The 10,372-nt window shown below is 66.8% G+C and carries 12 protein-coding genes; all 12 read left to right on the top strand.

What is annotated here, in order from left to right:
* Positions 1–52 precede the first annotated feature (52 nt).
* The 12 genes from G342_RS0115075 (at position 53) to G342_RS24250 (ending at position 10,247) form a co-directional block, all read left to right on the top strand.
* Positions 53–376 (top strand): DUF2190 family protein, encoded by a 324-nt coding sequence (locus tag G342_RS0115075; RefSeq protein ID WP_018183995.1) that lies wholly within the window; start codon positions 53–55, stop codon positions 374–376.
* 4 nt (positions 377–380) lie between these two features.
* Positions 381–752, top strand: a complete 372-nt coding sequence (locus tag G342_RS0115070) for a hypothetical protein (RefSeq protein ID WP_018183994.1) — start codon at positions 381–383, stop codon at positions 750–752.
* On the top strand, positions 752–1,477 hold the full coding sequence (locus tag G342_RS0115065) for a hypothetical protein (RefSeq protein WP_018183993.1): 726 nt from the start codon (positions 752–754) through the stop codon (positions 1,475–1,477). The genes G342_RS0115070 and G342_RS0115065 overlap by 1 nt, the downstream gene beginning before the upstream one ends.
* A gap of 2 nt (positions 1,478–1,479) precedes the next feature.
* Positions 1,480–1,998 (top strand): phage baseplate assembly protein V, encoded by a 519-nt coding sequence (locus G342_RS0115060; RefSeq protein WP_018183992.1) that lies wholly within the window; start codon positions 1,480–1,482, stop codon positions 1,996–1,998.
* An 84-nt stretch (positions 1,999–2,082) separates the two neighbouring features.
* Complete coding sequence (locus tag G342_RS26060) at positions 2,083–2,259, top strand: hypothetical protein (protein WP_018183991.1); 177 nt, start codon at positions 2,083–2,085, stop codon at positions 2,257–2,259.
* A gap of 1 nt (position 2,260) precedes the next feature.
* The gene (locus G342_RS0115050) at positions 2,261–2,644 is read left to right on the top strand and encodes a GPW/gp25 family protein (protein ID WP_018183990.1); all 384 of its coding nucleotides are present in this window, start codon (positions 2,261–2,263) and stop codon (positions 2,642–2,644) included.
* Positions 2,641–3,522, top strand: a complete 882-nt coding sequence (locus G342_RS0115045; RefSeq protein WP_018183989.1) for a baseplate assembly protein — start codon at positions 2,641–2,643, stop codon at positions 3,520–3,522. Before G342_RS0115050 ends, G342_RS0115045 begins: the two co-directional genes overlap by 4 nt.
* A complete protein-coding gene (locus G342_RS25345) occupies positions 3,519–4,802 on the top strand; it encodes a phage tail protein I (protein WP_018183988.1) in 1,284 nt (427 codons plus the stop codon). Before G342_RS0115045 ends, G342_RS25345 begins: the two co-directional genes overlap by 4 nt.
* 4 nt (positions 4,803–4,806) lie before the next feature.
* Entirely contained in the window at positions 4,807–7,053 is a 2,247-nt protein-coding gene (locus tag G342_RS0115035) for a hypothetical protein (RefSeq protein WP_018183987.1), read from the top strand.
* A 14-nt stretch (positions 7,054–7,067) separates the two neighbouring features.
* Complete coding sequence (locus G342_RS0115030) at positions 7,068–7,250, top strand: hypothetical protein (protein WP_018183986.1); 183 nt, start codon at positions 7,068–7,070, stop codon at positions 7,248–7,250.
* Positions 7,251–7,254: 4 nt separating this feature from the next.
* Entirely contained in the window at positions 7,255–9,786 is a 2,532-nt protein-coding gene (locus tag G342_RS0115025) for a hypothetical protein (protein WP_018183985.1), read from the top strand.
* Positions 9,786–10,247, top strand: a complete 462-nt coding sequence (locus G342_RS24250; protein WP_018183984.1) for a hypothetical protein — start codon at positions 9,786–9,788, stop codon at positions 10,245–10,247. Before G342_RS0115025 ends, G342_RS24250 begins: the two co-directional genes overlap by 1 nt.
* Positions 10,248–10,372 lie beyond the last annotated feature (125 nt).

Genomic DNA, 10,372 nt, shown 5'->3' with positions numbered 1-10,372 from the left:
CCCCGCCGCTCGCTCCCTGAAACCTCCTCGATCCCTGAAAAGGAACCGTCCGATGAAAAACTTCATTCAGCCGGGCAATACCGTCACCGTTGCCGCCCCCTCCGACGTCCTCTCCGGCGCCGGCGTTCTCGTCGGCAAGCTGTTTGGCGTCGCCAATTTCGATGCCAAATCCGGCGACCCCGTCGAGATCAGCCGCTCCGGCGTCTACGAATTGCCCAAGACTTCCGGCCAGGCCTGGGCTGTCGGAGCGATGATCTATTTCGACGGCTCGAAGGCAACCACCGCCGACAATTCGGGTGCCAATCCGAAGATCGGCTACGCGCTGGCGGTTGCCGCCAATCCGTCCGCGACCGGCGTCGTCGTCCTTTCGGCCTGATGACATGGCGAACTGGCGAAACCTTGAGGCGGGCGTCGACCGGAAGGTCGGCCTGACCTTCGGCGAGTCGGTTCGCCTGTCCTTCCTGAGGGGAGGGGTCGTCGATCCCGCCCGGCCGGCAGTAGACATCAACGCCGTCCTGCATGTCGGCGGCGACGACTCAAAGCCTGTCGGCGATGGCACCGATCGGTACCGGTCGCGGCTGGCGCTGGGGCAGGCCGAACTGTTCATCGACCGCTCGACGTATGCGGGTCCGCCGCCCCGCCAGGGTGACGGTCTCCGCGCCAATGATCGCGCCGGTCTGCCGTGGTTCGAGGTGGCGATCGTCAGTGACCGATATTCGAACCTCATCGTCCTGACACTCGGAGCAAAGTGATGCTGGGCCGAATTGCGTTGCGCATCGCGACGATCGAGGCCCTGAAGGGCAAGACGCTGGTCGGCGACAACGTCCTCGACAGCCAGATCGGTGCGATCGACATCGCCGCCGATGACACTCTCCGGACGGATCAGGAGAAGCCGTTCATCTCGGTCTATGTTGATGGCAGCAGAATCGAGGATCGGATTGATCTCCGTTCTCTGCACAAGTCCGGACCGACCGAACTGACCATCGAAATCGGCATCAGTGCCGCCATGACCGAGACGGATCCGGATACCGGCGTCAGCACGGTGATTGGCATCGGCATCCCTGCTACCGATCCCGGCCTCGAGTTCTTCCTGGACTGCGTCGGGCGGGAAATCACCATAGCTCTGTCGGATCCTAATGATCCCTGGGCGGAGATCTGGCGGACCCTGTCGTCCTCGGCCCTTAAGGTCGAGCGAAAGCGAACGTCCGACGCGGCGAGCGGAACGAGGATTGCGGCGCATCAGCTCGTCATCACGCTGGATCTGCTGCCCGATCCGGTGTTTGGCGCGCCAATCGTCACGACGTCGATATGGGCGACGTTCATGGCCCGGATGGCGGCCGTCGAGCACCCCTATCTGCAGAAGATTGGCGACCTGATCGGCGACCCGGCCGACGTGATCGAAGCGCATACGATCCGTCGCCGCTTCGGCCTGACACTCGACGAGGCGCGCGCCTTGGCCGTTGGACAGGAACCGTAGCTATGGGGCTTCTCGAGCGTATCGTCGAGATCGAACGCAAGATTGCCGACCAGGACAGGCGCGCCCGCAACCGAAGGCGTACCGGCACAATCACCGAGGTCGACAACACGAAGGGGCTGGCCCGCGTCAAGATCGGCAACGGCGATCCGCCCTATCTCTCGCCATGGGTGCCCTGGAAGGAAGTTTCGGCCGGCGGCACATCCTCCCATATCCCGCCGACGGTCGGTCAGCAGGTCGACCTCGTTTCGGAAAGCGGCGACCTGACCGACGGTGTCATTGATTTCTCGACCCATTCGAACGCCAACCCGCGTCCGCATGATGGTCCGGAGGCGGTCATCGTACATGGCGACACCCGCCTGACGCTTGGCGATGGCACCGTCGAGATTGTCGCCGATGTCACGATCAAAGGCGATCTGACGCTCGAAGGCTCGCGCGTCACTCACAATGGCCAGAACATCGGCGACACGCACCTTCACGGCGGCGTCACCCCCGGCGCGTCGAACACGTCGACGCCCCGCTGACCTTCCCGTGGTTCGCGGGCTTCTCAAGCGAACCGGCGTCCTCTCGCACGCTCTCAATCCCCCAACCCGTAATGGAGATGCACGATGAAGGTGATCGTCAACACTTCCGGATTCTACGCCGGCACCTGGCATGAGGCCGGTTCGAAAGCGGTCGACATGGCCGACGCCGTAGCGAAGCCGTTTCTGCCGCCCTATGGCGACCAGCTTTCGATACCGAAGGCGGAGCGGACGGCGCCTGCAGCTGACAAGAAGGCCGGCTGACATGGCGTCGACGGGCTTCAATCGCCATACCGGCGCGGCCCTTTCCGACTTCGATCATGTCCGACAATCGATCGGCGTGATCCTGACGACGCCTATTGGTTCCCGCGTCATGCGGCGCGAATTCGGGTCGGAGCTGTTCGACCTGATCGACCGTCCCATGACGGACCAGGTCATCCTCGCCATGTACGCAGCGACCGTCATGGCGATCGCGCGATGGGAGCCGCGCTATGCGGTTTTAGGCTGCAAGTTGACCAGGGCCTCCACGACCGGTGCCATGTCGATCGAATTGTCCGGTGTCTATTACCCACGCGGTCACCTGGGTGATTTCACGCCCGATGGTGGCGATGCGTCGATGATCATTCCGATGAGGGCGCGTGCAGCATGAGCCGCTTCGACACCATCGAGCTGTCCCGTCTGCCGGCGCCGGCGGTGATTGAGAAGCTGGACTTCGAGACGCTGTTCGGGGGCTTTCGAGCAGCCTTCGAAGGGCTGATGCCCGACTATGACGTCGGCGCTCTCGAAACCGATCTGGCGATGATCGCCGGCCAGGCCTTTGGCTATCAACGCCTGCTCGACCGCGCCCGCGTCAATGATGCCGCCCGCTCGGTCATGCTGGCCTTCGCGCGCGGCAGCGACCTCGATCAGTTAGCGGCCCACTACAATGTCGCGCGGGTCGTGCTCACGCCCGCCACCGGCACGACGCCGGCCGTGATGGAAGACGACACGCGCTTCCGCGCCCGCGTCCAGCTCGCCCCCGAGGCGCTGGCGACGACGGGAACGCGCGGCGCCTACATCTTCCATGCGCTGGCGGCGGATCCTTCGATCAGCGACGTTGGGCTGATCGTGCCACGCCCTGGCGAGGTGCATGTCATCGTCATGGCGGGCCAGACCGGCGAGCCGAGCTCGGCGACGGTCGACAGCGTTCGCGCCCGGCTGACGCGGGACGACATCAAGCCGCTGACCGACGCCGTGGTGGTTCGGCCGGTCGGTGTGGTGCCGTATTCCGTCGCCGCGACGCTGGAGATCGCGCGTGGCCCGGATCCTGCCCTGATCCGCCAGCAGGCGGAAACCTCGCTGCGGATCTATGCCGCGTCCCGCCAGCGCGTCGGCGCCTTCGTGCCGGTTTCCGGCCTGCATGCCGCGCTGTCGGTCGCCGGCGTGCAGCGCGTCCGCCTGCAGCAATGGTCGAAGGATCTGACGGTCGGCCTCGACCAGGCGCCGCGCCTCGGCACGATCGAGATCTCGACGGAGCTGGTGGAATGACGGCACAGCTCTCTTCCGGTCAGCTCGCGGAACTGGAGGCGACGGCCCGCGCCATGCTCCCGAGCAACGCGACGCGCTACGAGCGGTCGCTGGTCGGCGGCATGCTCTCGTCGGCTCTGCAGGTGCCGATCGGTGATCTCTGGAATGCCGATCGCTGCCCCCTCCCGCTGCTGCCTTTTCTCGCCTGGGCCTTCTCGGTCGACGTCTGGGACGAGGCCTGGCCGGAGGAGGTCCAGCGCTCCGTCGTTCGGAATGCCATCCCGCTGCACCGGATCAAGGGAACGCTCGAAGGCATCCGTCGCCATGTTCGTCTCGCCGGTGGCGAGGTCGTGCGCGCCGTGCTGCCGCCGGCGAAGCTCTTCCTCGGCCAGACGCTGACGCTCGACGAGCGCCGCGCCTTCTACGCTGGTTTCCCCGAGATCCGGATCACCTCCGTGGTGCGACGCGGCCAGGCCGGCCGGGCCTTCTTCCCCGGACCGATCCAGCCCGGACGGTATCGGCGCAATACCTTCCTGTCGGATGCAGGTGGCCCGGCCAGCTTCCCGGCCGACCTGCAGACGCTCGAGCGCTTCGGCCGGCGCGGTCTCTATGTCGACGGCGGGGTCTCGCTGCCGCTGGCCGTCGCCGAGATCCGCCAGGACGAGAATGGCAGGCCGGTCGACGCCTTCGAGCGCCTGGTCATCCCCGGCCGCGCCGCCGGCGGCTACTTCACCGACGCGCCGAGGTTCCAGCGCTGGCTCGGACAGTCGGTGTCGGCCGAGCGCGTCGTCTCGCTGAAGATCGTGCCGTCCGAGACACCGACCCCCGCCGCCGTGCGCGGCGGCCTGATGCCGATCGCGGTCGAGCCCGAGACGATCCGCGTGCCCGGCGTCAACCGCTGGGGCGCGTTCGCCGGCCGTTTCGCCGGCCGCTTCTTCGTCGAGGCCCGCGCCGATGTCTCGATCTACCAGTCGATCCGATTGCACGACACGACGCGGGCGATCGCCAGGCGCAAGGCCTTCACCTTCCTGAATGCCGATCGCTTCGGCATGGACGCCTTCACCGCCGAGCTGGACGTCGCCATCCGGGGCCGCCGGCCGCGCATCATCCAGAACCAGTTCATGACCGGCTTCCTCTATGCGGGCGACCGCGAGAAGGAGGCCAAGGTCTATCGCGCCATCGTCGCCTCCAAGGCGGCCCGCGACACCATTCTCGTCAACACCAAGATCAGCCGCCCGCCGACGCTCGGGAATGACCTCTTCGTCGGTCAGGTCCGGGTCGGCGAATTCGTGAGGGGTTAATACCATGCGTCAGCAAGTCATCTTCCGGAACCGCCAGGAAACGCAGGCCGGCGACTTCAACAACCTGCAGGACTACGTCAAGGAGACCTTCGACGATCTCGTCCGCGACGCGATCGTCTCCGGCCGGGCCTTCGCCGGCTTCACGGTCTCGGAGAAGTCGGCGACGGAACTGTCCGTCGCGCCCGGCCGGCTCGTCTCGGACGGCGCGATCCACCTGCGTCAGGATGAGGTGCCGCTCTCTGTCTTCGACTATCTGCCGGTCGCTGCGAAGCGCATCGTCACGGTCATCGCCTGGGGCTCGACCAACCAGACCGACGTCCAGCCGCGCGATTTCCTCGTCAATATCGAGACCGGCGTCACCGAGCCGCAGGCCGTCGCGATGCAGCGCAGCCTCTACGCCAATATCAACCTGCTGCCCGGCATCGAAAGCGCCGATCCGCAGCCGGCGCCGATCGAGGCCAGCTATCTCGCCATTGCCCATGTCCGCCTCGGCGTGACCGGCATCGAAGAGATCAACATGGTCGAGGCGAACCGCCTGCCGCAGGTCGCCGCCGTCGCCGGCCGGGTCTCCGGGCTGGAGAGCTGGCGCGGCCAGGTCGAGCCGCGCATCGCCACGATCGCCTCCGATATCTCGGCGCTCGCCGCGAAGATGCGCCTGGCAGCGGCCGGCAACTTCCTGCTCGACGTCGCTGGCGACGTCGCCCGCCTGAAGGAAGTGAACGGCCTCCCGGATGACTACGCGCAGTACGGCGCCGACCACTTCCTCGACACGGACGAGACCGACACCACCAACCCGGAGTATCTGGCCAAGACCGAGGAAGGCATCCGCTTCGCGCCCGAGGCCATGGGCGACGGCCAGCTCTCCGTCTTCAATCCGCTCGACCAGAAATCCAAGGTCGACAATGGCGTGCTGCTGCCGGCCTTCGACCTGGTGCCGCGCCTGCAGGTGCTCGAATATGGCGGCGAGGTCTCGATCGCCCAGTACCAGTACCAGACCTTCGAGATGGTCGAGCGGATGATGTCGCGCCAGCGCATCCGCTATGGCGCCGAGTTCAAGATCTGCACCAACCACAACTGGTGGAAGTCGGGCAAGTACGACAGCGTCACCAACACCTTCAAGGTCGGCACCGAGGTGTTCACGGTCCTCAATCCGCAGGACCGGAACGGCAAGCACAACACCATGCGCTTGCAGCAGATCTTCGTCGACACCTTCGAAGAGCCGTACTGGGACGCGCTCACCGTCAACCACACCGTCAACGGTTCGCAGTGCTGGCAGTCGTTCCTGAACAGCCAGGACGGCTGGTGCAAGGGCGTCGGCCTGTTCTTCCCGAAGCTCGCCGGCTCCGGCAATGTCCATGTCGCGCTCTGCGAACTGACCCAGTCCGGCACGCCGGATCGGGAGAAGGCGATCGCGACCGTCACCATCGATCGCGGCAGCCTCAAGCTCTTCCCGGCCGAGACCTTCATCGAGATCCCGGCCACCTTCCTGCAGGCCGGCAAGCGCTACGCCTGGCTGATCACCACCGGCGGCAACCACTTCGTCGCAGTGGCGACCGGCGGCGCCTATGTCCAGGGCACGTTCGGCTACACGACCGACGGCGCCTACTATGACGGCGACCTGACGAAAGACCTGATGATGAAGGTCTATTTCGCGCAGTTCCGCCAGTCGCGCGTCGTCGTCGAGCTGAACCCGCTTTCGCTCTCGGGCGGCATCGCGGCGATCGACGTGATCGCCGGCCTGGTCGCGCCGAAGTCGACGGCCATCACCTTCGAGGTCCAGGTCGCGGGCGTCTGGCGGCCGCTTTCCGAGGTCGATACCACCGCGCTCGTCGGCCTGCCGCCACTCCTGCCGTTCCGGGTGGCCTTCGTCGGCACCACCGACATCATGGGCGGCGTGCAGATCTCCGGGTCCCGTGTCCGCGTCTCCCGGCCGCGCACGATCTTCAAGCATTTCTCGACGCTGCGCACGCTTGCGGCGCCGACGTCGGAAGTCCGGCTCGATCTGCTGCTGCAGGGCTGGGATCCGGCCAAACATACGCTGACGCCGACGCTGAAGATCGGATCCACGATCGAGGCGCCGGATGTCACCGAGACCATGCCGGCGGATCCCAGCGATCCGACCATGGTCATGAAGCGGCTGACCTTCAACCTCGCCGCGCCGACGAGCTCCTACGTGATCGTCATCGGCGGCACCACCACCACCGCGCTCGACGTCTTCCTCGTCAATGAGCGCGTCGACATCGCCTTCTGATCGGAGCCCTAACCATGGCCAAGAAGCCCAGCAATGCCTTCGCCATCGACCCGGACAAGCGCTACCGCCTGTCGGTCAATCGTGTCGTGCCGCGCGGCCGGACGATTTTCCGGCCGGCCAACAGGTACGAGGTGAAGGGCGCGGTGGCGCTCGACCTCGGCGAGGCGGTCGCCGAGATCGAGCTGATCGAGGAGTAGGAACGTGGCGCGTCGGTTCGACAAATACCGGGTCAAGACGGGGGACCTCATTGATGAGGCGTTCCTGAACGTCCGGTTCCAGGACGTCGACGTCCGCATCGCGGATGTCGAGGATACGGCCAAGGATTGGTCGACCGAAGCGGCCAAGCTGCGCGAGGCGGGCCTCGCCCGCGTCTCGGAGGCGCTCGACCCGGTGCTTTCGGCCATCGAGCGCCGCGCCAATCTCGGCGCGATCCTGACGGCCGAGAGCGACAGCGACATCGACGCTTCCGAGGGAACCAAGGTCTTCCAGATCCGGGCGCAGGACCGGGCGCAGTTCGCGCCGGCCGCCCATCTCTCGGTCTGGAAGACGGCCGACCCGTCCATCGCCATGCTCGGCCGGACGCTCGGCTATGATCCGGAGACCGGCGCGCTGACCTTCCTGGCGGAGCAGTTCGCCGGCGCCGGGTTCCATACCGGCTGGACCATCTCGGTCGCCAATTCGGTCAGCACCTTGACCGAGGCGCAGATCGCCACGGCGAAGGCCCGCGAGGCGATCGACGCGGCCAAGGTCGCTGTGATCAACCGCGACGAGGCCGTGACGGCGGCCGACACCTCCTTGCGCGCCAAAGACGACGTGGGCGAGGTGGTGGAGGCCGTCGAACTGCACCGCGCGGCAGTCGAACAGGCGCGCAATGAGGCCGAGGCCTTCATGAAGCGCTACCAGGGCGCCCATGCCACCAACCCGTCGACGCGGCTGGACGGCAGCGCGCTCCAGCGCGGCGACTGGTATCTGAACACGGCCTCCTTCGAAGGCGAGGGCGACTGGCGTTGGTGGACCGGCACGGCCTGGCGTTCGCGCCAGGTGCCGAGCGATAGCACCGTTGTCTCGTTCGAGGGCCGGGCCGGCGCGGTCACGGCGCAGGATGGCGACTATCACGCCGGCGAGGTCGTCTTCACCCCGTCCGGCGGTCTGGTGGCGAGCCGCGTTCAGGCGGCGCTCGTTGAACTCGACGCCAAGAAGCAGGCGATCTCCGCCTTGCTCACCTCGGTCGCGGCCATCGCCACCAATGGCATCCTCGCCAAGTCGGGCGCCGGCACAGCCGTGGCCCGCACGATCGGCGGCACCACGAACGAGGTCACGGTCGCCAATGGCGACGGCGTCGCCGGCAACCCGACGATTGCCCTGGTCAAGACGACGCAGCCGGAGGCGGAGGCCGGGGACGACAACAACAAGGCGATGACCGCCTTGCGCACCAAGCAGGCAATCGCCGTCCAGGTGCCGGCGGCATCCGAGACGGTCGCCGGCCGAGTGCGCCTGGCGACCGAGGTTGAGGGTCTCGCCGGCATCGAGGTCGGCCGCGCTCCCAGCGTCTATGTCGTCAAGAAGATGCTCGATCAGCTGCGCAATCAGCTGACGGCCGGCGCCGGCGCCGCGCTCGATACGTTCGAAGAGCTGGCCGCCGCGCTCGGCAACGATCCGAACTTCGCCACCTCAGTGACGACGGCGATCGGCACCAAGCTGTCGGCCTCGGCGGTCTCCGCCTACATGATGACGCTGCTCGACGACGGCAACGCCGCGAATGCCCGCGCCACGCTCGAGCTCGGCGCCCTGGCGCTGCTCGCCTCGGTCGGCACGACCAGCCTCGACAACGACGCCGTCACCAATGCCAAGCTCGCCAACATGCCGGCGAACACGCTGAAGGGTGTCACGACGGCAGGCGACCCGCTGGATCTGACGGCCGCACAGGTGCGGACCTTGCTGACGCTCGGCGGGCTCGCGCTCAAGTCGACCATCGTCACCGGCGATATCAGCGACGGTCATGTGACCTTCGCCAAGCTGGCGGCGGCGGCGATCGCCACGAAGCCGGAGGCCGAGGCCGGTCTCGCTGCCGACAAGCTCCTGACGGTGCAGGGCGGCGCCGAGCAGATCGCCGCGCTGAGCGGCGGCGGCGTGAAGACTACGGTTTTCGATATTGGCGGGACATTCGTCAAAGACCCGAAGGCGAAGAAAATACTGGTTCGCGGCGTCGGCGCCGGAGGTGGGGGCGGCGGTACAACTAACAACGCCGGCGCAAGGGCGTCGGGAGGCTGGGGCGCTGTTGGGGGGGAGGCCCTCTTCGACGCGGCCGATGTCCCGGCCTCGGTATCGATTACAATCGGCGCAGGCGGTACTGGGGGGAGCTCCAGCGGGGGCAACGGGGGTAGCGGAGGGAGCACTTCCTTTGGTGGCCTCTTCGTGCTCCCAGGCGGCCCGGGCGGCCAAGGCGGAAGCGGCGCCGCAGTAAGGGCCTCTCCTCCCGCCGCGGCGACAATCTCATCATTGGCATCGTTCGGGTATGGGATGCTAGCTGTGCTCCCCGACTATCCGGACCCGGACAATGTGCCGATGCGGGGTCTGGGATCGCTTATGGGGATCGGCGGCGCGGCGCGGACCTCGCAGAACAACGGCATCGCTGGCACCGGGTACGGAGCAGGGGGCGGCGGAGCCTATGCGAACCTCCGAACGGGTGGGGCTGGTACGGATGGTCTGCTTGTAGTCGAGGAGCGTTTTTGATGCGCACTACAGTCATCAGTGGCGGCGTCGTCACGAATGTTGTCCTCGCGGGCGATGGTTGGGTGCCGCCCGAGGGGGCCGCTGCCGTCGCTAGCGAGACGGCCAATATCGGCGACTTCTATGCCGATGGCGAGTTCACGCCGCCGCCCGTGCCGGAGCTGCCGCCGACGACCCCGAGCGAAGTCTCGCGCCGGCAGTTCTTCCAGGCGCTCGCCATGCCGGACTACCAGTTGATCACCGAGGCGGAAGCGCTCGCGGCAGTGCAGACCGGAGCCATCCCGGCGGCGTTCGAGGCGTTCATCGAGATGCTGCCCATCGGCCAGCAGTTCGGCGCCCGGATGCTCCTCGCCGGCGCCGCCACCTTCGAGTTCGAGCATCCGATCTCGATCACCTTCGGCGACGTCCAGGGCTGGACCGACGAACAGCGCGCCGGGCTCTGGTGTTTCGCCGATACGCTCTGACGGCACGGCCGTGATCTGAAGGATCTCGCCGAGGCCGCCGGCACGATCGCGGATCTCGGCGCCATCGACGAAACGGCCGGCTGGCCGGGCTGATCCGCCAACAACATCGAAAATTCAACCGGCCG

Source organism: Kaistia granuli DSM 23481 (assembly GCF_000380505.1).
GTDB lineage: Bacteria > Pseudomonadota > Alphaproteobacteria > Rhizobiales > Kaistiaceae > Kaistia > Kaistia granuli.
This window is presented reverse-complemented; position numbering and strand designations above follow the sequence as displayed.